Here is a 25,149-nt window from a genome sequence, read left to right as displayed (position 1 = left end):
CAGGCATCCGGCCGACATTCAGGAAGCCACCAGCTCACGTACCTCCCGCACCGGGACCCGCCCCGTCCGCGAAGTCCGGTACAGCCACAGCACGTCCCGCCCGAACGACCAGACCAGCGCCGCCAGCGCCGTCGCCGTCACCGCGAACGTCGCCGCGTGCGGGAGGTAGCCGGAGGCGGCCAGGAGCAGGAACACGCCCTGCATCGCGGCGACCGTCTTGCGAGCCGTGCTCGGTGGGAGCGGGGCGTTCAGCCAGGGCCAGACGCGGGCGGCGGCGACGAAGGCGTAGCGCATGGCGCCGATGAGGATGACCCAAGGCCCGAGCGACATCGAGACGTACACGCTCAGCACCAGGATCAGGAACGCGTCGACCTCCATGTCGAAGCGCGCGCCCAGGGCCGTCGAAGTGCCGGTCCGGCGGGCCACTTTGCCGTCCACGCCGTCGAGGATCAGCGCCACCGCCGTCAGCCCGACGAACACCGTCACCGGCGGGGAACTCTGGAAGGAGTCCGCCACCAGCGCCGTCACGCCCCCGACCAGCGTCGCCCGGCCCAGGGTGACCCGGTTCGCCGGGCCAAAGGAGCGCAGCCTGGACCGGTGCAGGGCCACCGACAGCAGCGCCCAGGTGGCGACGGCGAAGACGAGGCCGGTCAGCCAGCCCGCCGGCCCCAGACCGATCACCGAACCGAGCAGGGCCAGCAACAGGATCTGTACGCCCGCTCCCACAGCGGTCTCCTGCTGGACCAGCCTCGCGTCGTAAGTGTTGTTCAGGGCCACCGCACATTCCTCCGGCCGGATGACAGAGTCGATCAAGGCCGCGTACTGTGCGCGGCCTGTGCACACCTCGGTACGTGCACAGCTTCACGATCGTTCAGGAGGATCCCGATGAACCGCACCGCACGTGCGTTCTGGCTCAGCTCTCCGGGTGAAGGAGAGATTCGGGAGGCCCCCCTTCCGGAGCCGGGCGAGGGCGACGTACTGGTGCGGTCGCTCTTCTCCGGTGTCAGCCGCGGCACCGAGACGCTCGTGTTCCGGGGCGGGGTCCCCGAGAGCCAGCACGCGGCCATGCGCGCACCGTTCCAGGAGGGCGAGTTCCCCGCCCCCGTGAAGTACGGCTACCTGAGTGTCGGAGTGGTAGAGGAGGGGCCGGACGCGCTCGCCGGACGTACCGTCTTCTGCCTCCACCCGCATCAGACGCGCTACGTCGTCCCCGCGAGCGCCGTCACCGTCGTACCGGACACCGTGCCCGCCGCACGAGCCGTACTCGCCGGCACCGTCGAGACCGCCGTCAACGCGCTCTGGGACGCCGCGCCCCTGGTCGGCGACCGGATCGCCGTGGTCGGCGGCGGCATGGTCGGCTGCTCGGTGGCCGCCCTGCTGGCCCGCTTCCCGGGCGTACGGCTGCAGTTGGTCGACGCCGACCCGGGCCGGGCCGCGGTCGCCGACGCCCTCGGCGTCGACTTCGCCGCGCCGCGGGACGCGCTCGGCGAATGCGACCTGGTCGTCCACGCCAGCGCCACCGAGCAGGGACTCGCCCGCTCCCTGGAACTGCTCAGGGCCGAGGGCACCGTCCTCGAACTGAGCTGGTACGGCGACCGGAAGGTGGGCCTGCCGCTCGGCGAGGCCTTCCACTCCCGGCGGCTCGCCATCCGCAGCAGCCAGGTCGGCACCGTCTCCCCTGCCCGCCGCGCCAGCCGTACGTACGCCGACCGGCTCGCCCTCGCCCTCGAACTGCTCGCCGACCCGGCCCTCGACGCGCTCGTCACGGGGGAGAGCGCTTTCGAGGAACTGCCGGATGTGATGCCCAAGCTCGCCTCCGGGGAGATCCCGGCCCTCTGTCACCGCGTCAGGTACACGGACACCCCCTGACGGACTCGTTCAATTGGGGACGACAAGACCGCCTGACCTGAGAAAAGAGTGAGAGGCGGCTGAACGCGGGGAAGCGAAGAGCCGTACTACACGTCGTCCCCGGCAGCGATCAGCGGGGGATGAGGAGCGCACCGCACCTGGAGGGTGTCCGTTGTTCAGCATCACCGTCCGCGATCACATCATGATCGCCCACAGCTTCCGCGGCGAGGTCTTCGGACCCGCGCAGCGCCTGCATGGAGCGACGTTCCTGGTGGACGCCACGTTCCGGCGCGAGCAGCTCGACGACGACAACATCGTCGTGGACATCGGACTGGCCACACGGGAACTGGGCGCCGTCGTCGGAGAGCTGAACTACAGAAACCTCGACAACGAACCCGACTTCGCCGGGATCAACACCTCCACCGAGTACCTCGCCAAGGTCATCGCCGACCGGCTCGCCGAGCGGATCGAGAAGGGCGCGCTGGGCGAGGGCGCCAAGGGCCTCGCCGGTCTCACCGTCACGCTGCACGAGTCGCATGTCGCCTGGGCGAGTTATGAGCGTGCGCTGTGACCGACACGACCATCGACCGGGCGGCCCCGGCACGGCTCGGCTACCTGCCGGTGCAGCACTCCGCCCTGAAGAACGCCGAGATCATCCCCATGTCCCTGCGCTCCGTGCACTTCGTCCTGCCGGGCGGCGTCGACGACCCGGCCGCGCCGAGCGGCGGCAACGCCTACGACCGGCGGGTCTGCCTGGACCTGCCCGGCTTCGGCTGGCAGGTGCACAAGCACGCGGTGGACGGCGACTGGCCGCGTCCCGGCGTGGCGGCCCGTGAGGAACTCGCCCGGACGCTGCGCGAGTTCCCGGACGGGACGGTCGTCCTGCTGGACGGGCTGGTCGCCTGCGGCGTACCCGAGATCATCGTGCCGGAGGCCGAGCGGCTGCGCCTCGCGGTCCTCGTCCATCTCCCGCTCGGCGACGAGACGGGACTGGAGCCCGCCGTGACGGCGGAGCTGGACGCCCTGGAACGCACGGTGCTGCGGGCGGTGCCCGCGGTGATCGCCACCAGCGACTGGGCCGTACGCCGCCTCGTCTCCCACCACGGCCTCGCCCCCGAGCGCGTCCATGTCGCCGCCCCTGGCGCCGACATCGCGCCCCTCGCCGCGGGTACCGACGGCGTCTCCCGCCTGCTGTGCGTGGCCGCCGTGACGCCGCGCAAGGGACAGCACCGGCTGGTCGAGGCGCTCGCGGCGGTGACCGACCTGCCGTGGAGCTGCGTGTGCGTGGGCGGGCTGAACCAGGATCCCGAGTACGTCGCCGAGCTGCGGTCCCTGATAGCGCGGCACGGCCTGCAGGACCGGCTGATCCTCGCCGGCCCGCAGGCGGGCGCCGAACTCGACGCCAGCTACAACTCCGCCGACCTCATGGTGCTCACCTCCTACGCCGAGACGTACGGCATGGCGGTGACCGAAGCGCTCGCGCGGGGCATCCCGGTGCTCGCGACGGACGTCGGCGGACTGCCGGAGGCAGTCGGCCGAGCCCCCGACGGCGGTGTCCCCGGCATCCTCGTCCCGCCGGAGAATCCCGCCGCCATCGCGTCCGAGCTGCGCGGCTGGTTCGGCGAGGCGGATGTGCGACGCCGGCTGAAGGCGGCGGCCCGGGGACGCCGGGCCGCACTGAACGGCTGGGCCGGCACGGCCCGCAGCCTGGCCTCGGTACTGGGCCGACTGCCGAACGAACCCCGGAGGGCGGCATGAGGAAAACGGCGACGGCACAGGGCGGGGGCACGATCCCGGTCCAGCCCGGCCCGAGGGAGGCCACGGGCGCGACCCGGCCGGCGACGGAGAGGGGTTCGGGCGACGGGGTGGCGTCCGCGGTCGCCGCCGGTCGGCCCGGGTCGCAGCGCGGGATCGTTTCAGCGGAGAGTGACATGAGCGGTGTGTCCGTACCGGCGGGGGACGCGGACGCCGTGATCCTCGGCGCCGGTCCCACCGTTGGTCCCGGCGAGCGTGCCACAGTACGGCTGCGGGACGCGGGGCCCGACGATCCGCCCCGCTACGCCCCCGAGTGGCTGGAGCTGCGGGAGGGCGCCGACTCGGCCGCGCGGGCGCACGACCTGCTCGACCCGCTGCGCATCCGGCTCGCCAACCTCCCGGGACGGGCCGGCGGTCTGGTCATCCACGACCTGGGCTGCGGCACCGGCTCCATGGGCCGTTGGCTCGCGCCCCACCTCGACGGCGCCCAGCACTGGGTGTTGCACGACCGCGACCCCTACCTCCTGCACTTCGCCGCCGTCGCCTCCCCGCGCTCGTCCGCCGACGGCAGCCGCGTCACGGTCGAGACCCGACGCGGCGACGTCGGCCGCCTCACCCCGGACGCCCTCCTCGGCGCCTCCCTGGTGACGGCGTCCGCGCTGCTGGACGTCCTCACCCGCGAGGAGATCGACACCCTCGCCGCCGCCTGCGCGGGCGCGGGCTGCCCGGCGCTGCTGACGCTCTCCGTCGCCGGGCGCGTCGAACTCACCCCGTCCGACCCGCTGGACGCGGAGATCGCCGAGGCGTTCAACGCCCACCAGCGGCGCTCGGGACTGCTCGGCCCGGACGCGGTCACGGCAGCGGCCGAGGCCTTCTCCGAGCACGGCGCGACCGTCCAGGTCCACCCGAGCCCCTGGCGGCTCGGCCCCGGCGAATCGGCGCTCACCGCCCAGTGGCTGCGCGGCTGGGTCGGCGCCGCGGTCGAGCAGCGCCCCGAACTGCGCGAGCGCGCCGACCACTACCTGACCGAACGCCTCGCCGCCTGCCAGTCCGGCGAACTGCGCGTCATCGTCCACCACAGCGACCTGCTCGCACTGTGCCGACCGACAGGCGGAGCGTCATGAGCGTGGAGACGGTGACCCGGACACGCACCGAGCACCGAGCCCTCAAGCCCCGGGTCCGACGAGCGGACCGCTCGGGCGAGACGAGCGGGGCGGTGGCGGGTCCGGGCGGTGGGGTCGCCTCGCCGGCTCCGGTCACGGGCGAGACGAGCGGGCCGGTGGCGGGCGCGGCGGGGTGTCCGGATGGTGACGTCGCATCGGCGGATCCCGTGGCGGGGGCAGCGGTGCGTTCGGGCGGTGACGTCGCGTCGGCGGCTCCCGTCGCGGGCGTGGTCGTGCGTCCGGGCGGTGGCCTCGGCTCGACGACTTCGGTGGGTGTCGCGGGTGCGGAGAGTCCGGCCGCAACTGTGGGCGCTGCCGTGGCCGAGCGGGCTCTGGTCCTGCGTTCGGGGGGCGCCCCGATCCTGACGACCCCTACGGACGCCCCCGTCTCCCACCCCGTCGCCGTCTCCCCCTCCCGCATCGGCGTCATCGTCACCGAGCCCCGGCCCGAGCCGACCGGCCCGGCCCGCCCCTGCGGTTCCTTCCGCGCCGTGCTCTCCCGTCTCAACACCCCGGCCATCCGCACCCACCTCGGCACGGCCGTCGGCGTCGTCATCCTCGTCGTGCTGTTCTGGCGGCTGGGCACCGGTGTCTTCCTCGACGGGCTGCGGCGCATCGACGCCCCGGCGCTGGTCGCGGCGCTCGGGATCGGGGGTGTCACCACCGTGTTCAGCGCCTGGCGTTGGCAGTTGGTGGCCCGTGGGCTGCGGATCCGGCTGCCGCTCCGGCCTGCCGTCGGAGATTACTACCGGGCGTTGTTCCTCAACGCCGCTCTGCCCGGCGGCGTCCTCGGCGATGTGCACCGGGCCGTGCGGCACGGGCAGAGCGCCGGTGATCTGGGGCGCGGGGTCCGCGCGGTCGTGCTGGAGCGGACCGCCGGTCAGGTCGTCCTTGCCGCTGTCGGCACCGTCGTACTGCTCACCATGCCGTCCCCGGTGCTGAACCAAGCCCGCGACATCACCCCGCTGATCCTGTTCGCCGGCGTCGGCGCGCTCGCCGTCGTGGCCGCCGTACGTATGAACCGGGCGCCGTCGCGCCGCGACCGCAGCAGGCCGACGGCTCTGCGCGCGACGCTCACCGAGGCACGCGAGGCCCTGCTGTCCCGCCGCAACGGCCCCGGCGTCGCCGTCTCCTCCGCCGTCGTGCTCGCCGGGCACATCGGGATGTTCGTGCTCGCGGCGCGGGTCGCCGGGTCCGGCGCCTCCGTCGCCGCGCTGCTGCCGCTCGCCGTTCTGGCGCTGCTGGCGATGGGGCTGCCGCTGAACGTCGGCGGCTGGGGGCCCCGAGAGGGCGTCACCGCCTGGGCGTTCGGAGCCGCAGGACTGGGCGCGACCACCGGGTTCGCCGTCGCCGTCGTGTACGGCGTGCTCAGCTTCGTGGCCGCGCTGCCCGGACTCCTCGTCCTCGTCGCCCGCTGGTACACCGGCCTGCGCGCGGACGCAGAGCCCGCCGCGACCATGGCGGACCCGGAGCCCACCGGCTATTTTCGTCCGTCTCCCGTGTCCGGTACGGAATCGTCCGCGGAGGTCAGCAGTGACACATACGCGCCGAAGGAATCCGCGAGGCTCGCCAGCAGGCGCTTCCCCTTTTCCGCGGAACCCAGCGAAGGACGGCCGATGACACCGGAATCGGTATAGGCGGACATACCGAGGGTCAACAGATGACGGCGGTCGTCCGCCACGAAATCGGAAGTCTCATATCCCGGCCGGACCAATTCGGGATGAGCGTGCAGAAGGATGGAGGTCTCGATTTCCCCCGCGTGCATGTCGGTGAGCAGCGAGGTCTGCACCCCCGCCCGCTCCCGAGCCACCTCCCAGTCCTCCGGGGCCGGGAACAGCGCCATCCGCTCGCCGCGCGCGGAGGACTCCTGAACGACGTTGCCCAGTACGTAGTTTCCGCCGTGCCCGTTGACCAGCACCAGGGCGTCGACGCCCGACCGGCGGAGCGAAGCCGCTATGTCCCGTATCACCGCATGAAGGGTCACGGAGGAGATGCTGACGGTCCCCGGCCAGCCCGCGTGCTCGTGCGAGCAGGAGATCGTCACCGGAGGGAGGAGATGTACCGGGTGCGCGGCGGCCATCTCCCGCGCGACGGCACAGGCGACCAGCGTGTCGGTCGCCAGCGGAAGGAACGCGCCGTGCTGCTCGAAGCTTCCGACGGGAAGGACCGCCACCTGGCGTGAGACGCCCGCTCCCCGCGTCCGTACGTCTTCGGTGGTGTCCGCCGGCACCAGCGAGTGTGCCACCGGCCGCGTTTGCGAACCACTCATCTTTTCACGGCCTTTCGTCTCTGCTTAGGAACTGAAGAATCATGACAGAAAAAATTGGCGTCCTCGGCAAGAAGTCCGCTCCGCGGACGCAGCGTTCCGGCGTGGAACGCGTAGTGAATGCCCCGCTGCCCACCGTGTACGGAGAATTCCGCGCGATCGGCTACCTCGACCACGACCGCGGCGACGAGCAAGTGGCCCTCGTGCACGGCGAGATAGGCACCGACAATGTGCTGACCCGGCTGCACTCCGAGTGCCTCACCGGCGACGCCTTCGGCTCCCAGCACTGCGAGTGCGGCGACCAGCTCGCCTCCGCGCTGCGCGCCGTCGTCGCGGCCGGCTCGGGCATCGTCGTCTATCTGCGGGGCCACGAGGGACGCGGCATCGGCCTGCTCGCCAAGCTGCGCGCGATGGCCCTGCAGGCGGAGGGCCTGGACACGGTCGAGGCCAACCTCGCGCTCGGCCTGCCGGTGGACGCCCGGGACTACGGGGTGGCCGCCGAGATCCTGCACGACCTGGGCGTCGACTCGGTCCGGCTGATGTCCAACAACCCGCGCAAGCGGGACGCCCTGGTGCGGCACGGCATCCAGGTCGCCGAGCAGGTGCCGCTGCTGATCCCGCCGTGCGAGAGCAACATCACCTATCTGCGCACCAAGCGGGAGCGGCTGGACCACCACCTGCCCCATCTGGACGCGGTCGCACACCTGTCCTGATTGCCGCGAGGCCCATCCGGACAGGAAGAGGGAGCGACCGACGACTTCCAGGAGGGTTGGCCCGTGAACACACATGCGAGCGTGGTCGTCATCGGAGGCGGTGTGATGGGCACCAGCATCGCCTACCACCTCGCCCGCGCGGGCGTACGGGACGTCGTCCTCGTCGAGCGGGACGAACTGGCCTCCGGCTCCACCTCGAAGGCGGCGGGCGGGGTGCGCGCGCAGTTCTCCGACGAGCTCAACGTCCAGCTCGGGGCGCGCAGCCTGGAGGCGTTCGCCCGGTTCGAGGAGGAGACCGGGCACGACATCGGGCTGCACCGGGTCGGCTATCTGTTCCTGCTCTCTACACCGGAGGAGGTCGCCGGCTTCGAGGCGGGCGTGCGGCTGCAGAACTCCCTCGGCGTGCCGAGCCGGATGATCGACCCCGCCGAGGCGCGGCGGCTGTCCCCGCTGATCACCACCGACGGACTGCTGGCGGCCGCGTTCTCCCCGGACGACGGCCACTGCACTCCTGAGTCAGTCGTCCAGGGCTATGCGTCCGCCGCCCGCCGGTACGGCGCGCGGATCTTACGGCACAACGACGTCACCGGCATCGAACTGCACGGCGACCGGATCACCGCCGTGACGACGGGCATCGGCCGGATCGGCACCGACACGGTGATCTGCGCGGCCGGCCCCTGGTCACGGGCGATCGGGGCGATGGCCGGAGTGGACCTGCCGGTGGTGCCGCTGCGCCGCCAGATCGCGGTCACCGAACCCGTCTCCGGGCTGCCGCCGAAGCTGCCCATGACCATCGACTTCGCCACCAGCCTCTACTTCCACACAGAGGGCCCCGGCCTCCTCCTCGGCATGTCCGACCCCGACGAGCGGCCCGGCTTCGCCACCGACACCCACGACCGCTGGATCCCCCGCCTGGCCGAGGCCATGGAGCAGCGCGCCCCCGCCCTGCTCGACCTGCGCCGCACGGGCGGCTGGGCGGGCCTGTACGAGGTCACGCCGGACCACAACGCGCTGATCGGCGAGGCGACTTCCGTCTCCCGCTTCCTGTACGCCACCGGCTTCTCCGGCCACGGCTTCCTCCAGGGCCCGGCCGTCGGTGAGGTCGTCCGCGACCTGTACCTCGGCCGCGTACCCTTCGTGGACGTCAGCCCCTTGAGCGTCGACCGGTTCGCGGCCGACGCCCCGCGCCCGGAGGCCAACCGCGTATGACCGAGCTCCACTTGTGGCTGCGCCACGAGGTCCGTCCGACCGAGCGACGCACACCGATCGTGCCGTCGGACGCACGACGGCTCGTCGAGAGCGGGGTGACGCTGACCGTCGAGGAGTCGCCGCAGCGGATCTTCCCCGTCGAGGAGTACGAGGCGGCCGGCTGCCGCATCGCGCCCGCGGGCTCGTGGGTGTCGGCGCCCGAGGCGGCCGTGGTGACCGGCCTGAAGGAGCTGCCCGACCAGCCGGGCGAACTGACGCACCGGCACATCTACTTCGGTCACGCCTACAAGGGGCAGCCCGGCGCCGGGGCCCTGCTGCGGCGCTTCGCCGCCGGGGGCGGGACGCTGCTCGACCTGGAGTACCTGGTGGACGACGACGGCCGCCGCCTCGCCGCCTTCGGCTTCTGGGCCGGCTATCTCGGTGCCGCCCTGGCCGTCCTTCAGCACCGGGGAAGGCTCGCCACCCCGCTGACCCCCACGTCGAAGGAAGAACTGGACGAGATCCTTCGGCCCGTGGCGGGCGACGAGGAGTTCACCGCGCTCGTGATCGGCGCCCTGGGCCGCAGCGGACGCGGCGCGCGCGTCGCGTTCCTGACCGCCGGGATCGAGGCGACGCCCTGGGACCTGGCCGAGACCCGCGACCTGGACCGCGGCGCCCTGCTGGCGCACGACGTGAGCGCCCGGGAGGCCGTCGACGGCGACACGGGGGCCTCGTACCGGCTCACCTCCTACTGCGGCGGTGTCCCCGCCGTCCCGAACGACTTCAGGTACCGCTTCAGCTGGGCGCCCGCCGGAGTCCTGGGCGCCCTGCGCGCACCGGCGCGTTACATCCAGGACGGTGCCGAGACGGTCGCCGAGCGGCCGTGGGAGGTGACCCGGCGGCATGTCGTGGACGACGAGGCGTTCGAGGTCTACCCCAACCGCGACAGCGTTCCCTTCGTCGAGCAGTACGGGCTGCCGGACGCCTGGAAGCCGCAGACGTTCGTGCGCGGCACCCTGCGCCTGGAGGGCTGGCTGCGCGCCTGGGACGGCGTCTTCGAGGAGCTGAAGGCCGGCGACGACACCCGGATCGCCGCCCTGGCGGGGGAGTTGGCGGCGGCGTACCCCACCACGGACGCCGACCGCGACCGTGTGGTCCTCGCCGTGTCGCTGGACGTGCGGGGCGACGCGGGGCGGTCGTGGTCCGGCAGTTACCTGCTCGACCTGGTGGGGGACGAGGAGGAGAGCGCCATGGCCCGCTGTGTCTCCCGCCCCCTCGCCCTCGGCGTCCGCCACATCCTGGACGGCTCCTTGCCGGCGGGCCTGAACAGGGCCGCGGAGACGGCGGCCCGCTCGGCTCAGTGGCTGCGTGAACTCGCCCTGGAAGGAGTGGAGTTCACGCTGCGCGTGGACGAGTGACCCGGCAGCGGGCTCAGGCCGGGGTGACGGCCTCGTGCACGAACCGCTTGAGGTCCTGGAACATCGTGTGCGAGGTCCGCGGCCGCACCTGCGTCATGAACTGCACCGTCAGGTCGTTGCGCGGGTCGACCCAGAACGTGGTGGTCGCCACCCCGCTCCAGCCGTAGGCGCCCGGCACGGACGGGGCCTTGGTGCGGGCCGGGTCGATCACGACGGACACGCCGAGGCCGAAGCCGATGCCGTCGTTGCCGGGCTCGTCGTGTGCGGGGCGGCTGCCGAAGGCACGCAGGTCGGCGCCGCCGGGGAGGTGGTTGGACGTCATCAGGTCCACGGTCTCGGAGGCCAGCAGCCGCGTGCCGTCGAGTTCGCCGCGGCGGCGCAGCAGCTCCATGAAGCGGTGGATGTCGTGCGCGGAGGCCGCCAGACCGCCGCTGCCGGACAGGAAGCGCGGACGGCCGCGCAGCGGGAGGCCGGGGATCGGCTCGATACCGCCGTCCTCGGTCTCGCCGTACAACTCGGCGAGCCTGCCCGCCTGTTCGTCGTTCACCCAGAACCCGGCGTCGGTCATCCCCAGCGGCCCGCAGATCCGCTCGGCGAAGAACGTGTCGAGCGGCTGCCCGGACACCACCTCGATGACCCGGCCCAGCACATTGGTGGCGACCGAGTAGTTCCACTGCGTGCCCGGCTCGAACTGCAGCGGCAGGCTCGCGTACACGTCGACCGTCCCGGCCAGGTCGGAGCCCGGCAGCACCGCCGACTCCAGGTTGGCCTCGCGGTAGCGGGCGTCGACGGGATGCGTGTGGTAGAAGGCGAACGTCAGCCCGGCGGTGTGGGTCATCAGATGCCGGACGGTTATCGGACCGTCGGCGGGGCGGGTCACCATCTCGGCGCCGGACCCGCTGACGTACACCCGGGGCTCGGCGAAGCCGGGGAGATAGCGGGAGACCGGGTCGTCCAGCGCGAGCTTGCCCTCCTCCACCAGCAGCAGCGCGGCGACCGAGGTGACCGGCTTGGTCATGGAGTAGATCCGCCACAGCGTGTCGGCCTCGACGGGCAGCCCGGCCGCGATGTCCCGGTGGCCGTGCACACAGAGGTGGGCGACGCGTCCGCCGCGGGCGACGGACACCAGGTAGCCGGGCAGCCGCCCCTCGTCGACGTAGTGGGCGAAGTACTGGTCGAGGCGGTCCAGCGCCTTCGGGTCCAGCCCGACCTCACCCGGGTCGACCTCTTGTGTCAGCTCTGCCATGGCTCTCCTTACGCATGCGTACGACGAGGGTGCGCTCCGGCCTACCCCGCCGCAGCGGCCTCTGACCTCATCGTTGCGCAGGAACACGTGTACGGTCCTTCGAATCGCCATGATCGTCCATCGGCGCGGCGGGCCGCCCCGGCAGCGCACGGCCCGCCGCCGCCCCGCCCAGGGCGAGCGCGGCGAGGACACCCAGCGGCGGCCCGGCGGCACCGCCGGAGCCCATCAGCGCGGTCGCGGCGGCCACACCCAGCACCGGCCCGACGTTCATCGCAGTCTGCTGAAGCCCGCCCGCGACCCCGGCCGACCCGACGGACGCCTCGCGTACGACGACATGGGTCGCCGCCACCATCACCGTGCCGAACCCGGCCCCCACCAGGGCGAACGCCGTACAGAGCACGGCGGTGGCAGACGCCCGGGACAGCACGAGGATCCCGAGCGCGAGGACCGCCATCGCCGCGATGGCCGTACGCCGGGCGTCGACCCGGCGCAGCAGCACCGCGCACGTGGGGGCCGCGAGCACCATCAGGCCGGCCAGCGGCAGGCTGACCAGGGCGCTGCGGAACGGGTCCAGGCCGAGGGCGCCCTGCAACAGGAACGTACCGGCGAACAGGGTGCCGGACAGCGCCGCCGAGGCGGCCACCAGCATGCCGAGCGCGGATCCGACGGCCGCGGAGCCGATGACGTCGGGCGGCAGCAGCGGGCTCGCGGCGCGGCGCTCGTGCCGGACGAAGGCGGCACCGGTGACCGCGGCGGTCGCGGCCGTCCAGATCCAGCCCGGCGGCGCGACGAGCGCGTGGACCAGACAGGCCAGGGTCACCGCGAGAAGGAGGGCGCCTGGCAGGTCGAGCCGGGCGGGGGAGGCCGCGCGCGGGGCCCGTACGGCGAGGGCGAGCCCACCGAGGACGAGGGCGGGCACGACGTTCAGCAGGAACACGACCCGCCAGCCCGGCCCCGCCACCAGCGCACCGCCCAGCACCGGCCCGACGGCGGCTGCCACCCCGATCGCCGCGGTCCGCACGGCGATCGGCCTCCGCAGCAGCTCGGCCGGGTAGGCCACCCGCAGCATCCCGAGCGTGGCCGGCTGCGACAGCGCCCCGAACACCCCCTGCACGACCCGCAGCCCGATCACCCAACCCACACCGGGCGCCAGAGCGATCCCCGCCGACGCCGCTGCGAAGCCGACCATGCCGATGCCGAAGAGCCGATGGTGCCCGTACCGGTCGCCGAGCCGCCCCGCGAACACCAGCAGGCTCGCCACCGCGATGAGATAGCCGGTGCTGGTCCACTGCACCTGCGCGAAGGAGGCGCCCAGGTCGCGTCGCAGGGTGGGCTGGGCGACGGTCAGGACGGTGCCGTCCAGCGCGACGACCACGGCCCCGACGACGCTGCTCGCAAGGGTGAGGCGCGCCTTCACCCGTCCTCCGGCCCGAGGTGCGCCTCCAGGACCGACCGCAGCAGGGGTACGAAGTCGTCGGCGCCCGTGGCCAGTTGGAGACTGCCCCAGCCCCAGAGCTGGGCGATGCCGTGCAGTCCGGCCCACAGCGAGCCGGCGAGGAGCCGGGCGTCGGCGTCGGGGCGGACCCGGCCGACCAGGTCCACCAGCCGGCCGAAGAGCGGAAGGCTGGTGTCCCGAAGCCCCAAGTGACCGCTCTCCAGCAGCTCATGACGGGACATCAGCTCGTACATCCCACGGTTGTCCAGCGCGAACTCCATATACACCCGCGCCAGCGCACCGAGCTGTGCCCGCGGGCTGGCCGTACCGTCGCCGACCGCCGCCGTCGCCCGCCGCCCCAGCTCGTCGAAGCCGCGGCGCGCGATGGCCGACAGCAGCTCCAGGTGGGTGGGGAAGTAGCGGCGCGGCGCACCGTGCGAGACGCCGGCCCGGCGGGCGATCTCCCGCAGGGTGAGCGCCTGGACCCCCTCGCGCGCCACGAGCTCGACGCCGACGTCGACCAGTCGGGTGCGCAGCCCCGTGTCGGGCTCCCTCGATGTCTGCATAGACAGTGTCTACCATGATCGAGTAGACGGTGTCTACGAGGGGAATGTCGAGCCCGCCCGCCAGGGTTGACGCAGATATGACTCAGGACGCCACGCAGAACGCACTGCTCGCGCTGCTCTCCGAGGGCCACAGTGGGGTGCTGGTCACCCTGAAGCGCGACGGCCGGCCCCAGCTCTCGAACGTCGGCCACACCTACTACCCGGACGAGCGGATCATCCGCGTCTCGATCACCGACGACCGCGCCAAGACCCGCAACCTGCGCCGGGACCCCCGGGCGTCGTACCACGTCACGACCCGCGACCGATGGGCGTACGCGGTCGCCGAGGGCACGGCCGACCTGTCGCCGGTCGCGCGGGACCCGTACGACGCGACGGTCGAGGAACTCGTCCGGCTGTACCGGGACGTCGTGGGCGAGCACCCCGACTGGGAGGACTTCCGGGCGGCGATGGTCCGGGACCGGCGGCTGGTGCTGCGGTTGCGTGTGGAGAGGGTGTACGGCATCCCGAAGGGTGCGAATCGAGGGTGAGCCGGGGGAGAGAGCGCTGCCGGTGCCTGCGGATGTGACAGGTGGTGCTGCGTCACCTCCCTTTCGTCCGGCTAGGGTTGATCGCTGCGAGCCCTGCGCGGTCGGGAGTTCGCAGGGATGGCCGACTGAGGGGGACTGAGCGACATGATGGACCCGCTTTCGATGGGTGCGATCAGTGCGGTTCTCGCCGCGATCGCGACAGGATTCCTGGGCGAAGCAGGCAAATCCGGTTGGGTGTCCACGGGTGGGCTGGTCCGGCGGATCACCGGGCGGGACGTGGCCGCGCCCACGACGCCCGGTGAACGGGAGGAGGTGGCCCGTCTGGTGTATCAGTGCGTGCACGAGGATCCGCAACGTGCCCATGCCTGGCTGTCGTTCGCTCGCCACGTGCCTCTCCCTGGAGCGATCCAAGGGCTTCGGCGTCCCTCACTGCCCCCTGGCCCGGGTTACTTCACGGACCGTGAGCCGCTCCTGAAAGCGCTGGACAAGGTAGCGACCCGCCCCTTCGACGGGCGGCCGAGGCTGGCCCTCCTCCACGGCCCCGAGGGAATGGGCAGCAGCACGCTCGCCATCCACTGGGGCTGGCGGCAGACCGCCCGATTCCCCGACGGGCAGATGTATGTCGACCTGGGCACTCTCGCGCCTGGGGCCGCCCTCAGGCATGTGCTGCGCCAACTGGGGCTGCGAGAGCAGGAGATACCCCACGGCGGGCAGGACCGTGCCGATCTGTTCCGGCAGTGTCTGGCCGATCGCCGGGTCCTTCTCATTCTTGATCACGTCCGGTCCGCCGCGCAGATCGAGTCGCTGCGCACCTCGGCGCCCGGAGTCGTCACGGTGGTCGTGGCCAGTCGGCACCTCACCAACCTGGGCGGGGAGCCCATCGCGGTCGGACCACTGGCGAAGCGTGACGCTCGTCTGATGGTGGAGCGCATCGCCGGCGAGGACGCCGTCACCGCGGCCCGTCGTGTTCTGCCCGCCGTACTCGACCGCTGCGCCGGCACGCCCTTCGCCCTGCACTCAGCCGCACTTCGCCTGCCGGCCCTGTCCGAACGCTCGGAGGCCCCCGCCGTGCACGAGAGCGACGATCCGGTTCGAGCCGCCGTCGAGGCCTCGTACCGCATGCTGACTCCTGGCGCCGCCCGTCTGTTCCGTCGGGCGGGGCTCCGAGAATGGCCCGCAGTCGATGCCGCCGCGGCGGCGCGCGCCGCCGACATCGCCGAGACGGAGGCCGCCGGGCTGCTGGCGGAACTCGCCGCCGCGCTGCTCATCGAAGGTATGGGCAGCGGTCGGTACCGCTACCGTCCTTCCATTCGCACACACGCGGAACGACTGGCGGTCGAGGCCGACGGCATCCCGGCCTGCTCGGCCGCCGTCACCCGGATGGTCGCCAGGTACCGGGAACTGGCCGTCGGCGCGGCCCGCGCGGCGTTGCCGGAGAGCTGGCGGGTGCCGTCGGAGCCGTCGTCGTTCACCTACCCCGATCGCGGCGCGGCCGTCGCCGCCCTCGCGGCCGAGGCGCCGAACCTTGCCGAGGCGATCCGGACGGCCGAGGAGTTCGGCGACCTGGACACCGCCGTCCTGATCGGCCAGGCCCTGTGGCCCCTTCAGCTCAAGGCCGGCCACCTCGACGTCGTCCTGCCCGCGCTGGAGGCTGCGGCACGCATCGCCGACGGCGAACGATTCTCAGGCACCCCCACGGCCGGGGCCCTGCACTTCCAACTCGCCCACTGCATGCTGGAGTTGGGCCGAGAGGCGGATGCCGAACGCGAGGCGCGTGCCGCCGTGCGCCATGAACAGACCGTCGGCCATGTACGCGGTCACGCCTCAGCGGTCGAGTTCCTGGGCATCATCAGGCTGCGTCAGTGGCAGCCCGACGCCTATGCCTGCTTCGAGGACGCGGACCGCCTCTACGGTGGCATCGGACCGGACGACGAGGGCTACGACGACCTTCCACGTGCCCGGGCGCTCCTCGATCGCCATCGGGGGAACGCGCTGGGCCAGATGGGACGTCGAGAGGCGGCGCTGGAGCACTTCGGGCGTGCGCTGAGCTTCTTCCGCGAGCACGCCAGGGAGGCCTACAACACCGCCCGTACGCTCACCGACCTCGCCATGTTCCACCTGGTCGCCGGTGAGCCTCGAACGGCTCTGCCGCTGATCGACGAGGCGCTCGGCCTGCTCGGCGCCGAGAACGCCGACTTTCACGTGGAGCGGTTGCGCGCTCTGCGGGAGAGGTGTGTCACGCCGGAGTGACCGTGACCGGGTGGGTCGTGTCACCCGCGCGGACCGTCAGGCCCCGTTCCACAACCTCCGCCAGCGGCTTTCCCGCGCCCAGCCACGCATGCAGCGCCGACGCGTACACGGCCGGATCGGCCTCCGCGCCCGGTCCGGCCGCCAGCCGCAGCAGAGAGCCGGCGCGGGTGCGCAGTACACAGGCGCCGGGGCCGGTGACGTACGCCGCGATCGCGCAGTGAGGATGTCGCGCGAGGACTTCCGACGCCCAGTCGGCCGGAGAGCCGAAGCGCGGGTCGTCGGCCTTCCCGTGCCTGAACACCACGTCGGCGAGGGCGAGTTGGTCGGCCTCGCGGGTGTCCTCGTGGACGGCTGTGTGCGCCTCGCCGGTGTCGTACGGTGCCGGGTGCGGGCCCGCGTACCGGGTGACCGCGACCTCGCCGGAGTCCAGCAGCCGGGTCAGGACGAGGAGCGGCACCGTGGGGTTCGCCGGCTCGTACCGAGGGAGCGGCAGCGGTTCGGGGCGGGCGGGCGCGTCGGGTTCGCGGACGTCCATCAGGTCGTAGAAGAGGCGCCGCAGCAGGGCCGCCGACTCGCCGGGTGCGGAGCTGACGAACTCGGCCGGTTCGGGCAGGGGCCGGTGGCCGTCGAGCAGTGCCTCGATCTGCGGTCGCAGGGGGAGCGCGGGTGTGAGGCGGGGTGCCGTGCGGACGAAGGCGTGCACCGGGGCGTCCGGTGCGAGACCGGAGAGCGGCGCGGCGCCCAGCAGCACCGGGATGCCGAGTGCCGCGGCGTAGTAGGTGACCGCGCCGTGGTCGCCGATCACGGCGTCGGCGGCGATCAGTGTCTGCCGCCAGTTGTCCAGCGGGTCGATCAGGGTCAGGCCCGCACGCCGGGCGCGGTCGAGCCAGGCCCGGATCTGGCCCGGACCGTGACCGTGCCAGATGTTGGGGTGCAGCACGGCCGCCAGACGGTACTCGTCGGCCGGGAACTCCGAGGTCAGACGGGGGAGCAGGGAGGGCAGTACGTCATCGCCGCCGCCGTCGCCGAACAGTGATTCGGGGTTCCAGGTGGAGTTGAGGACGATCAGCCGCTGATTCGGGCCGACGCCGAGTGCGCGGCGGTAGCGCTCGCGGTACGGGCGCGCCGCCAGGATGCGGTCCCAGCACGGGTCCCCGGCGAGCACGGCCGAGGGCGCGGCCTCGGGGCAGGCGGTGCGCAGCCGCTCGTACTGCTCGGGGTGGGAGAGCACCAGGGCACTGACGACCGGCTTCCCGTCCTCGTCGAGCAGCCACTCCGGCGACAGCCCGAACACCGGATCCGACGCGCCCGCCGACCCTCGGGTGTCGGGTGTCGGGTGTCGGGTGTCGGGTGTCGGGTGTCGGGTGTCGGGTGTCGGGTGTCGGGTGTCGGGTGTCGCCAGCCTCTTAGTATATCCGACACCGTGTGACAGAACGGCCAATACACCGGAAAACGCTCGAAGTTGACCGCCGAAGCTCGCCGAGACCGCCAGCGCGACCGGTGTCTCGACCGCCTGCTCCCACGGCACCACGGGCACCCCCGTATCCGCCAGCAACTCCGCGATCCCCGCCCGGAATGCCGACGACTGCGGGCACGTGGCGAGCAACTGCACCCGGAAGTCGTCGTGGAACAGCGGCAGGATGTCCAGCAGCCGGGACGCCGAGGTCACGTTGTGGACGATCAGAAGAACCTTCCGGGTTTGCCCGCGCGTGGCCCATCGCGCCGCGTCATCCCCGACCGGCACCCGTATCCACCCGGCCCCTGTCACTCCCCGCCCGCCTCTCGCACCCGCTCATATGATCGGGCAACGATAGTCAACGCCCACTTGACGCCTACCGGCCGCCCCTGAATCCGGCCGGTACGCGCGAAGCGCCCCCTCCGCGGCTAGCGCAGCGCCCGCAGCGCCTGGTCGGCGCCCTTGGCCCGAAGGTTCACGAACGCGGGGGTGACGGCGAGCGGGGTCGGGTACGACTTGAGTGTCGTCGGGCCCTTGATCGTCCGGCCGCGGTTGACGTCGTACCAGGTGCCGGGCGGCAGATGGATGTCGCGTGACGGTGACGCCGTGAGGTTGGGTGCCGCGAGTACCGCCGGGCCGAGCATCCACTCGTCGTCGATCGTGTAACCCGCCTCGTCCTGCGGGAAGTCGAAGAACAGGGGGCGCAGGATCGGATCGCCCGTCTTCAGGGTGTCCTGGACCTGGTCCCAGATGTACGGCGCGAGTCGCTCGTGACGGGCGATCGACTCCCGGTACAGCGCCACGGTCTCCTCGTCGTAGTCCACCTTCTCGCCCGTCGGCGGGTCGATCGTGTCCACGGGGGAGATGGAGGCGTACATCAGCGGCATGTACGACGCCGACTGCGCCCAGCGCACCAGGACCTCCTTCGTCGGGGCGGGCTGGCTGAGGGAGCCGCCGATCATGTCCGTCTCGACGAAGGGGTAGCCGATCGTGGACAGGGCGAGGTTCTGGGTGACGGACGCCTTCAGGGAGTTCCAGCCGGTGCCCTTGTCGATCTGCCGGGTGACGAAGCCGGACTCGTGCGCGGCCCTGCTCCAGTGCACCCGGATCCCGGCGCCCTGGAGGTCGTAGGCGTCGGCCAGTTCGGAGCCGAGGCGCTGGTAGTCGGTGCGGGTGTGGCCGTCGCGGCCCGCGCAGTGGTCGTCGAAGAAGCGGGTGTCGAACTTCAGGCCGTCGACCCGGTAGGTGTCCATCAGCTTGCGCAGGTTGCCCTGGTACCAGGCCTTCGCCTCGGGGTTGGCGAGGTCGACGATGCCGGCCGTGCCGTTCCACCAGGTGACCGTGCAGGGCTTGGTGGGGTCGGCGGCGTCCCGGAGCAGGTAGTCGTGGTCCGCCGCGTACCGGTAGTTCGCCGAGTCGAGGTTGATCCAGAGGGTGACCCAGAGGCCGAAGTCGTAGCCGAGGTCGTGGATCCGGTCGGACATCGCCCTGGGGTCGGGGTAGGCCTTCGGGTCGAAGGTCATGTTGCCGTAGTTCGACTCCCACTTGTCGTCGAGCTGGACGGTGTGGCCGTCAAGTCCGTTGTCGTGCAGGTCGGTCGCGTAGTCCAGGATCTTCTCCTGGTCGACCTTCGTGTAGAACTGCGCCCAGGAGTTCCACAGCGGCTTGGCGTACTGCTCGTAGGTCGCGTCGCTCTGGCGCGGCTTGCCGACGATGCCGATGTAGTCGCGGTAGACGGCGCGCGGGGTCGACTCCACGAACACCGTCGCCCGGTACGTCGACCCCGACTCGACCGTGAAGCGGCCGAGCCCGTCGCCGGCCGCGTTGAGGGACACGTCCATCGTGTCGCCGGTGTCGACGTACAGGCCGGCCGAACTCGCCGTGAACCAGAAGGGATCCACCATCTGGTACGACGCCGCGCTGAAGTCCTCCGCCTCGACCCGCCCGGCGTCCAGCGGCCAGGGCTGGTCGGTGTACGGGCCGTCGGAGGTGGTGGCGGTCTCGCCGTGGCCGTACCAGTGGCCGGCGGAGGAGAGGTCGTAGGTGAGGCCGAGCTCGGCGGCCTCGGCGCCGGTGACGTCCCAGTCGAGCCGGTAGCGGTCGGGGGCCGGGGTCAGGCGGGCCTCGATCCGGGCGCCCGCGAGGGTGGTGTCCGCCGTCAGAGTGAGCACGCCGCCCTGCCAGCGCCAGTCGGTGAGCCGCGTGGCGTGCTGCCAGGTGTCTCCGGTGCGGAAGCGGAGGGCTTCGGGGCCGGTGGCCAGCACCGTGCGGCCCGACCTTCGGGTGGTCAGGGCGAGTTGGCCGCCGGTGCGGCCCGAGATCGAGACGGAGTAGCCCGGGGAGTCGAGGGTCACCGTGCCCCGCGACTCGGAGACCCTGGTCGTCTCGTCCGACGGCGGTGAGCCCTGGGCGGTCGACGGCAGCAGCGCCGCCGTGAGGGCGCAGGCCAGCAGGCGGCCCGACTTGCGGGAAAGGATGCGCACCACTCATGTCCTTCGGCGGGAGACGGGAGAGCCATGGGTCGCTGTGCCGCAGCGCTGTTCTTTTATGCTCGTTCCGGCCGATGTTCTTGCGGGAAACGTCAGGTGTCAACGGGGAGGGTGACGGGCGAGAGGACTTAGGTCGCGGGGCGGGGGGCCGATGACCGATGGTCCCGGCGCACTTGGCCCGCCTACCCTGCCGAGTGGATCGACGCAGCACAGGACGCCAAATGGAGGGCACCATGCCGGTGAACGGCCGCAGTCACATCCGAATCGCCCGCCCGTCCCGGGACCTCGCCGCGGCGGAGCGCTTCTGGGGCGAGGGGCTGGGGCTCGGCGTCGTATGGCGGGCGGAGGGCGGTCCCGAACCCGGTGAGCACGATCTGCTGATGCTCGGCTGGCCGGACGCCGACTGGCATCTGGAACTCGTCCACGAGCCCGCCCGCCCCGTGCAACCCCGGCCGACCGAGGAGGACCTTCTCGTCATCTACGTCGACGGCCCCGTGCCGGACGACCTCGTCGCCCGGCTGGAGGAACACGGTGGCAAGCGGGTTCCCTCGCCCAACCCCTACTGGAACGAGTGGGGCGTCACGATCGAGGACCCGGACGGGTACCGGCTGGTGCTGTGCCGGCGGGGCTGGTCGAACGCCCGGTCGTAGTCCGGCCGGCGGACGCCTCCTTCGCCCAGGTCTCCAGGCACATCACGAACTCCGTCGCCCGATCGGCCCAGTTGAGGTCGGACAGCGCCGCCTCCCAGCCGCGGCTGGCCGCGCGGCGGCGCATCTGCCGGTCGGCGCGCAGATGGCGTACGGCCTGGGCCGCGGTGGCCGGATCCTCGTAGGGGACGACGAGACCGCAGCCGTAGCGTTCGATCAGCTCGGCCGCGAGCGGGGTCGGCGTGGTCACCACGGGGACGCCGTGCGCCATGTACTCCACGGCCTTGGTGGGCCGTGAGTGGCGGTAGTTGGCCTGGTCGCGCAAGAGGGAGAGGCCGGCCAGGCTGCCGGAGAGCAGGGCGAGGGCGCGATCGTTGGGCAGATACCCGTGCCAGCGCAGCACGCCCTCCCGGTCGGCCTCGGTGAGCGGGCCCCGCATGTCAGGGTCCGCCCCGCCGATCACCTCGACCCGGAAGTCCGGCGTCAGCAGCCGCGCCGTCTCGATCAGCTCCGGCGCGCCCCGCGCCCGCGACAGATGCCCCAGGTAGACGACCCGCTCGTCGCCCGGCGGCTCGGGCGGCTCCGGCGGCACCGTCGCGAGGTTGGCGACCACGGGATGCGGGCGGCTAAAACGCCGCTGGTAGGCGTCCTCGGCCAGGAGCAGCCGCAGATGCCGCTCCGCCAGCCGCTCCGCCGCCCGGACGGCCAGTCGCAGCGGCGGCCGCAGCGGACGGGGCAGCCAGCGTTTCATCGCCAGCGCCGCCGCGGTGTCCTCGTGCACGTCCCACACGGTGACCGGGGTGTGTCCGGCGCGCCGCCAGCGGCGCAGGGTGCCGGGCAGGGCGAGCAGCAGCTCCGGGTCGTGCAGCAGGACGACGTCGGCCTGGGGGCCGCGCTCGGCCAGCAGGGTACGAGCCGCGCGCAGCGCCGACCGGCGGTCCCGGCCCGCCGCCCGGGGCAGGTCGATGCCCTTGACGTACGGCCGCGGTGCCACTTCCCGAGCGGCGAAGGGCGCGGCGTACACGACCCGGTGGCCGTGCCGGCGCAGGGCGGCGATCTCCCGGTGCAGGATCCGCGCGTCCTCGGGGTGGTGGACGACGGTGACGACGAGTATCCGCATCAGAGCACGTACCTTTCGACTGCCCCGAGAACGACGGCCGCGAGGAAGGGGGCCGGTTACAGCACCTCGACCCCGGGCCTGAGGATTCGCCCCCGGGTGTCGAACAGCAGCCGGGCCGCGTCGCCGAGGGCCGGCAGGTCGTAGGCCGAGTGGTCCTGGAGCAGGATCGTCAGGTCGTGCTCGCGCACCGCCGCCATGACGTCGCCGGCGCGCGGGACGCTCACCCCGTCCACCGACCACAGCCGCACATACGGATCGTGGAAGGCGACCTCGGCCTCCCGCTCCCGCAGCAGCCGCGCCACCGGCACCGCCGGCGACTCGCGCTGGTCCGCCACGTCCGGCTTGTAGGTGACGCCGAGCAGCAGCACCCGGGAGCCGTGCAGCGGCCGGCCGGCGGTGTTCAGCAGGTCCTGGGCGCGGCGCACCACGTACTCCGGCATCCGCCGGTTGATCTCCTGGGCCAGCTCCACGAACCGGAACTCGTAGCCGAGCGAGGAACGCACCTTGTACGACAGGTAGTTGGGGTCGATGGGGATGCAGTGCCCGCCGACTCCGGGGCTGGGCCGGAAGGCCTGGAACCCGAAGGGCTTGGTGCCGGCGCAGCGGATGGCGTCCCACAGGTCGACATGCAACTCGTGGCTGATCACGGCGAGTTCGTTGACCAGGGCGATGTTCACATGCCGGTAGGTGTTCTCCAGCAGCTTGGCCATCTCGGCCTCGCGCGTGCCCTTCGCCTGGACGACGGTGTCGACGAGCTTGCCGTAGAAGGCGACCGCCCGCGCCGCACAGGACGGGGTGCAGCCGCCGACCACCTTCGGTGTGGTGCGCAGCCCGTGCGCGGTGTTGCCGGGGTCGATGCGCTCGGGTGAGAACGCCAGCGCGAAGTCCACGCCGACCCGCAGCCCCGACTCCTCCAGGAGCGGCCGTACGACCTCCTCGGTGGTCCCCGGATAGGTGGTCGACTCCAGCACGACCAGCTGTCCGGGCCGCAGTCGGCGCGCCACCGTGCGCGCGGCCGAGGTGACCGCGCCCAGGTCGGGCCCGCCGTCCTCGCCGAGCGGGGTCGGCACACAGATGACGACCGCCTGCGCCCGGGCCAGGCACGCGTCGTCCGTGGACGCCGAGAACCCGGCCGCCAGCATCCGGCGGACGTCCTCGTCCGAGACGTCGTCGACATGGGAGTGCCCGGTGTTGAGCGCCTCCACGACCCGCGGGTCGCGGTCGAGGCCCAGCACCTTCAGCCGGATCGACGCCGCCTCACGGGCGAGCGGCAGTCCGACGTAACCGAGCCCGATCACCGCGAGATCCACGTGGTCGGGCCGTTCTGCTTCCCCGAGTGGTCCGCTCTGTTCGACCTGCATAGGGACTCACCCCGCATCAAGGCTGCCAAGGGTGCGGTACGCCTCACGGGTTGTGGCGGCGACCCGCTTCCAGGTGCGGTCACGCGCGACCATCGCGCGGGCTGCTGCTCCCCACTCAGCGCGCCGTTTTCGACTGTAAAGCAGTATTTCAAGCTCATCAGCCCAGGAATGTGGTGATTCGGGCTTGATCAGCCTCCCGTTCACCTCTGGTTCGACCAGTTCCCGGAGCGCGGCGACATCGCTGGCCGCCACCGGAACGCCGCTCGCCATCGCCTCGACCGGCTTGAGCGGAGTCACCAGATGGCAGACCCGTTCGTCGGTGCGGGGCACCGCGAACACGTCCAACACGGCGTGGAAGTCGCGGACTTGGGAATGCGGCACGCGACCGGTGAACAGCACGGTCCCGTCGTCGAGGCCGAGCCGGGCGGCCAGCCGCTCGAGCGCCGGACGCGCCGGCCCGTCCCCGACGATCAGCAACCGCAGCGGCACACCACGCCGCCGAAGCTCATCACCCGCATGGAGCAATGTGTCGATGCCCTCGAGCGGGGTGAGACTGCCGACCGTACCCACGACCAGCTCGTCCGCCGCGATGCCGAGCCGGGCGCGCACGGCGGCTCCATCCGGCGGCGGGGCAAGGAAGTCGTCGTCCACGGCATTGGGCACGATCAGCACCCGATCCTGAGGCACCCCCCGGCCCACGATCTCGGCCTTCATCGCCTCACCCAGCGTCAGCACCAGATCGGCCTCGCGCATGCAGTACGTCTCCAGGGCGCGCCGCGCCCGGTACGTCTCGTCGTCCCGGCCCCGGCCCGGCGCCTGCGTCAGCCACGTCTCCTCCAGGAAGCCCCGCACCTCGTAGACCACCGGAAGCCCGAAGGCCGCCCGCAGGGCGAGGGCGACGCGCCCGTTGCCGTGGTCGGAGGCGGCATGCAGTACGGCGGGCCGCAGCCGCTGCACCAGTCGTGCGGCCAGTTCGGCGTTGCGCGCCAGCGCCGCGCCCTGCCCGTACGGCAGCCACGGCGGCAGCAGCCGGTGCTGCGGCACCCCGCCCACGTACTGGGTGGGGCGGGCGTCCAGCACCCCCGCCGTCACCGGAAAGCCGATCCGCGTCACGACATGCGGGTCGAGCCCGGCCGCCCGCTGGGCCTCGGCGAGCTTCTGCGTGCGCACGGTGTAACCGGCGTGCCGGAACGGCAGCCCGTTGGTGACCAGATGGAGCACCCGGCCGGGGACGGGGCGCAGCGGCCGGCCCGAGGGCGCGGGCACCCGAGCGGCGGACGGCGTCGCCACCGGCCCCGCCGCGCGAGCACGCCCGGCGACCCGCCGTTCGAACGGCCGCAACCAGCGCCGCGCGCCGCCCGGCAGCAGCCGCACCGCGAGCAGCACCGCCCGCCGCGGATCCTGCCGCAGTTCGCCAACGGCCACCGAGACAGCCAGACTGAGAGCACATGGAACATTTCGGTGCATAACGCAAAGTTAAGTCGCAAAGCCGGGCAAGTGCCCACCAACAGCCACTGTCCCGACGACACCGGCCGCGAGGGAGCCGGAGGGGGCGCGTCGGTGTCGAGAGGCCGAACGCGCGGAGGCGCGAAGCGCTGAGCACGATCGGCCTCTCGACACCGACATGTGGCGCCCCCGGAGGCGACCGAGCCAGACATCCGGCACCTGGAGACGACCAATGAACGGCTGCGTACTACACGT

Annotated in this window: 20 protein-coding genes and 1 pseudogene; 11 read left to right on the top strand and 10 right to left on the bottom strand. The window is 72.3% G+C overall.

The genetic code is table 11. The annotated features are described in order from the left end of the window. Positions 1–18: 18 nt before the first annotated feature. Positions 19–777, bottom strand: coding sequence for a CDP-alcohol phosphatidyltransferase family protein (locus ACP4J3_RS10605; protein WP_426532766.1), 759 nt, complete (start codon positions 775–777; stop codon positions 19–21). Positions 778–885: 108 nt separating this feature from the next. Here ACP4J3_RS10605 and ACP4J3_RS10600 point away from each other — a divergent pair, with 108 nt between their 5' ends. The 5 genes and pseudogenes from ACP4J3_RS10600 to ACP4J3_RS10580 all read left to right on the top strand — a co-directional run. Beyond that, complete coding sequence (locus ACP4J3_RS10600; RefSeq protein ID WP_426532764.1) at positions 886–1,869, top strand: zinc-dependent alcohol dehydrogenase; 984 nt, start codon at positions 886–888, stop codon at positions 1,867–1,869. 151 nt (positions 1,870–2,020) lie between these two features. Further along, the gene (locus ACP4J3_RS10595; protein WP_426532762.1) at positions 2,021–2,419 is read left to right on the top strand and encodes a 6-pyruvoyl trahydropterin synthase family protein; all 399 of its coding nucleotides are present in this window, start codon (positions 2,021–2,023) and stop codon (positions 2,417–2,419) included. After that, positions 2,416–3,606, top strand: coding sequence for a glycosyltransferase family 4 protein (locus tag ACP4J3_RS10590; protein ID WP_426532760.1), 1,191 nt, complete (start codon positions 2,416–2,418; stop codon positions 3,604–3,606). The genes ACP4J3_RS10595 and ACP4J3_RS10590 overlap by 4 nt, the downstream gene beginning before the upstream one ends. A 173-nt stretch (positions 3,607–3,779) precedes the next feature. After that, positions 3,780–4,727 (top strand): SAM-dependent methyltransferase, encoded by a 948-nt coding sequence (locus ACP4J3_RS10585; protein ID WP_426532758.1) that lies wholly within the window; start codon positions 3,780–3,782, stop codon positions 4,725–4,727. Continuing rightward, positions 4,724–6,100 (top strand): annotated as a pseudogene (locus tag ACP4J3_RS10580) (lysylphosphatidylglycerol synthase domain-containing protein); the annotation flags it as partial. The gene ACP4J3_RS10585 and the pseudogene ACP4J3_RS10580, both read left to right, overlap by 4 nt. 146 nt (positions 6,101–6,246) lie before the next feature. Here ACP4J3_RS10580 and ACP4J3_RS10575 read toward each other — a convergent pair. Next, positions 6,247–7,035 carry a creatininase family protein gene (locus ACP4J3_RS10575; RefSeq protein WP_426532756.1) on the bottom strand — a complete coding sequence of 263 codons (789 nt, stop codon included), beginning with the start codon at positions 7,033–7,035 and terminating at the stop codon, positions 6,247–6,249. A 41-nt stretch (positions 7,036–7,076) separates the two neighbouring features. On the opposite strand from ACP4J3_RS10575, the gene ribA reads away from it, so the two are divergent. From ribA to ACP4J3_RS10560, 3 genes are all read left to right on the top strand, one after another. Then, on the top strand, positions 7,077–7,745 hold the full coding sequence (gene ribA, locus ACP4J3_RS10570; protein ID WP_426532754.1) for a GTP cyclohydrolase II: 669 nt from the start codon (positions 7,077–7,079) through the stop codon (positions 7,743–7,745). A gap of 63 nt (positions 7,746–7,808) precedes the next feature. Beyond that, a complete protein-coding gene (locus ACP4J3_RS10565; protein WP_426532752.1) occupies positions 7,809–8,954 on the top strand; it encodes an NAD(P)/FAD-dependent oxidoreductase in 1,146 nt (381 codons plus the stop codon). Then, positions 8,951–10,351 (top strand): saccharopine dehydrogenase C-terminal domain-containing protein, encoded by a 1,401-nt coding sequence (locus tag ACP4J3_RS10560; protein ID WP_426532750.1) that lies wholly within the window; start codon positions 8,951–8,953, stop codon positions 10,349–10,351. Before ACP4J3_RS10565 ends, ACP4J3_RS10560 begins: the two co-directional genes overlap by 4 nt. A gap of 13 nt (positions 10,352–10,364) precedes the next feature. Here the strand turns inward: ACP4J3_RS10560 and ACP4J3_RS10555 are convergent, their stop codons facing one another. The 3 genes from ACP4J3_RS10555 to ACP4J3_RS10545 all read right to left on the bottom strand — a co-directional run bounded on the left by ACP4J3_RS10555 (position 10,365) and on the right by ACP4J3_RS10545 (position 13,598). Further along, positions 10,365–11,597 carry a serine hydrolase domain-containing protein gene (locus tag ACP4J3_RS10555; RefSeq protein WP_426532748.1) on the bottom strand — a complete coding sequence of 411 codons (1,233 nt, stop codon included), beginning with the start codon at positions 11,595–11,597 and terminating at the stop codon, positions 10,365–10,367. A 67-nt stretch (positions 11,598–11,664) separates the two neighbouring features. After that, positions 11,665–13,014, bottom strand: a complete 1,350-nt coding sequence (locus ACP4J3_RS10550) for an MFS transporter (protein WP_426532746.1) — start codon at positions 13,012–13,014, stop codon at positions 11,665–11,667. Further along, the gene (locus ACP4J3_RS10545; RefSeq protein WP_426532744.1) at positions 13,011–13,598 is read right to left on the bottom strand and encodes a TetR/AcrR family transcriptional regulator; all 588 of its coding nucleotides are present in this window, start codon (positions 13,596–13,598) and stop codon (positions 13,011–13,013) included. The genes ACP4J3_RS10550 and ACP4J3_RS10545 overlap by 4 nt, the downstream gene beginning before the upstream one ends. Before the next feature lie 77 nt (positions 13,599–13,675). Between ACP4J3_RS10545 and ACP4J3_RS10540 the strand changes: the two genes are divergently transcribed. Both ACP4J3_RS10540 and ACP4J3_RS10535 read left to right on the top strand, forming a co-directional pair. Beyond that, positions 13,676–14,125: a PPOX class F420-dependent oxidoreductase gene (locus ACP4J3_RS10540; RefSeq protein ID WP_426532742.1), complete on the top strand. Its 450-nt coding sequence runs from the start codon at positions 13,676–13,678 to the stop codon at positions 14,123–14,125. A gap of 162 nt (positions 14,126–14,287) precedes the next feature. Next, a complete protein-coding gene (locus ACP4J3_RS10535) occupies positions 14,288–16,375 on the top strand; it encodes a tetratricopeptide repeat protein (RefSeq protein ID WP_426532740.1) in 2,088 nt (695 codons plus the stop codon). Here the strand turns inward: ACP4J3_RS10535 and ACP4J3_RS10530 are convergent. Next, positions 16,362–18,143, bottom strand: coding sequence for a hypothetical protein (locus tag ACP4J3_RS10530; protein WP_426532738.1), 1,782 nt, complete (start codon positions 18,141–18,143; stop codon positions 16,362–16,364). The genes ACP4J3_RS10535 and ACP4J3_RS10530 overlap by 14 nt on opposite strands. Before the next feature lie 116 nt (positions 18,144–18,259). Next, positions 18,260–20,314 carry a glycoside hydrolase family 31 protein gene (locus tag ACP4J3_RS10525; RefSeq protein WP_426532736.1) on the bottom strand — a complete coding sequence of 685 codons (2,055 nt, stop codon included), beginning with the start codon at positions 20,312–20,314 and terminating at the stop codon, positions 18,260–18,262. A gap of 239 nt (positions 20,315–20,553) precedes the next feature. Between ACP4J3_RS10525 and ACP4J3_RS10520 the strand changes: the two genes are divergently transcribed. Further along, positions 20,554–20,970, top strand: coding sequence for a VOC family protein (locus ACP4J3_RS10520; RefSeq protein ID WP_426532734.1), 417 nt, complete (start codon positions 20,554–20,556; stop codon positions 20,968–20,970). Here ACP4J3_RS10520 and ACP4J3_RS10515 read toward each other — a convergent pair. The 3 genes from ACP4J3_RS10515 to ACP4J3_RS10505 are packed head-to-tail and all read right to left on the bottom strand — an operon-like array spanning position 20,900 to position 24,873. Further along, positions 20,900–22,087: a glycosyltransferase family protein gene (locus tag ACP4J3_RS10515; protein WP_426532732.1), complete on the bottom strand. Its 1,188-nt coding sequence runs from the start codon at positions 22,085–22,087 to the stop codon at positions 20,900–20,902. The genes ACP4J3_RS10520 and ACP4J3_RS10515 overlap by 71 nt on opposite strands. 56 nt (positions 22,088–22,143) lie before the next feature. Continuing rightward, positions 22,144–23,448, bottom strand: coding sequence for a nucleotide sugar dehydrogenase (locus ACP4J3_RS10510; RefSeq protein ID WP_426532730.1), 1,305 nt, complete (start codon positions 23,446–23,448; stop codon positions 22,144–22,146). Positions 23,449–23,454: 6 nt separating this feature from the next. Next, the gene (locus ACP4J3_RS10505; RefSeq protein WP_426532728.1) at positions 23,455–24,873 is read right to left on the bottom strand and encodes a glycosyltransferase family 4 protein; all 1,419 of its coding nucleotides are present in this window, start codon (positions 24,871–24,873) and stop codon (positions 23,455–23,457) included. Positions 24,874–25,149 lie beyond the last annotated feature (276 nt).

Origin of the sequence: Streptomyces sp. UG1 (assembly GCF_049974585.1) — a bacterium.
Taxonomy (GTDB): Bacteria; Actinomycetota; Actinomycetes; order Streptomycetales; family Streptomycetaceae; genus Streptomyces.
This window is presented reverse-complemented; position numbering and strand designations above follow the sequence as displayed.

Excerpts from the sequence above, each read along its gene's own strand:
- ACP4J3_RS10600 (WP_426532764.1), top strand. The coding sequence starts at position 886 with ATGAACCGCACCGCACGTGCGTTCTGGCTCAGCTCTCCGGGTGAAGGA.
- ACP4J3_RS10585 (WP_426532758.1), top strand. The coding sequence starts at position 3,780 with ATGAGCGGTGTGTCCGTACCGGCGGGGGACGCGGACGCCGTGATCCTC.
- ACP4J3_RS10575 (WP_426532756.1), bottom strand. The coding sequence starts at position 7,035 with ATGAGTGGTTCGCAAACGCGGCCGGTGGCACACTCGCTGGTGCCGGCG.
- ribA (WP_426532754.1), top strand. The coding sequence starts at position 7,077 with ATGACAGAAAAAATTGGCGTCCTCGGCAAGAAGTCCGCTCCGCGGACG.
- ACP4J3_RS10560 (WP_426532750.1), top strand. The coding sequence starts at position 8,951 with ATGACCGAGCTCCACTTGTGGCTGCGCCACGAGGTCCGTCCGACCGAG.
- ACP4J3_RS10555 (WP_426532748.1), bottom strand. The coding sequence starts at position 11,597 with ATGGCAGAGCTGACACAAGAGGTCGACCCGGGTGAGGTCGGGCTGGAC.
- ACP4J3_RS10545 (WP_426532744.1), bottom strand. The coding sequence starts at position 13,598 with ATGCAGACATCGAGGGAGCCCGACACGGGGCTGCGCACCCGACTGGTC.
- ACP4J3_RS10540 (WP_426532742.1), top strand. The coding sequence starts at position 13,676 with ATGACTCAGGACGCCACGCAGAACGCACTGCTCGCGCTGCTCTCCGAG.
- ACP4J3_RS10535 (WP_426532740.1), top strand. The coding sequence starts at position 14,288 with ATGGGTGCGATCAGTGCGGTTCTCGCCGCGATCGCGACAGGATTCCTG.
- ACP4J3_RS10520 (WP_426532734.1), top strand. The coding sequence starts at position 20,554 with ATGCCGGTGAACGGCCGCAGTCACATCCGAATCGCCCGCCCGTCCCGG.
- ACP4J3_RS10515 (WP_426532732.1), bottom strand. The coding sequence starts at position 22,087 with ATGCGGATACTCGTCGTCACCGTCGTCCACCACCCCGAGGACGCGCGG.
- ACP4J3_RS10510 (WP_426532730.1), bottom strand. The coding sequence starts at position 23,448 with ATGCAGGTCGAACAGAGCGGACCACTCGGGGAAGCAGAACGGCCCGAC.